This window comes from Amycolatopsis sp. CA-128772 (assembly GCF_002904295.1).
Lineage (GTDB): Bacteria > Actinomycetota > Actinomycetes > Mycobacteriales > Pseudonocardiaceae > Amycolatopsis.
Genome location: NZ_PPHG01000027.1, coordinates 169248 through 169572, shown reverse-complemented (window position 1 = coordinate 169572; position 325 = coordinate 169248). Strand labels below are relative to the sequence as shown.

1 protein-coding gene is annotated in these 325 nt (G+C 67.1%); it reads left to right on the top strand.

Features of this window, described 5'->3' with window-relative positions; translation table 11 throughout:
• A partial coding sequence (locus C2L59_RS47450; RefSeq protein ID WP_233223453.1) for a hypothetical protein occupies positions 1-275 on the top strand: 275 nt, incomplete at its 5' end.
• Positions 276-325: the final 50 nt, after the last annotated feature.

Sequence of the window (325 nt, the reverse complement as noted above, 5' to 3'; positions counted from 1 at the left end):
CCCGGCGGCACAAGACCGCGTTCATCACCGCAGTCTGGAACACCTGCTTCCCCTCCGGGGTCGTGGAAGCCTGCCGCGTCGTCGAAGCCGTCTACCCCTACCTCGACGCCGCCGGGCTCTGCACCGACGCCGCCGTCACCGCCGCCTGGAACATCCTCGAACCCGACACCGGCACCTGGTCCGCGCAACTGCAGCAACAGCGGCGCACCTTCACCGGCAAATGCCTGAATCGCGCAATCGCCGAGGCGAACACGGCGGTGGTCGACCATGTCTGAAGACCGGTTGTGGCTCACTGCCTACGACTGGAGCTGCTCCTACCTGCTGC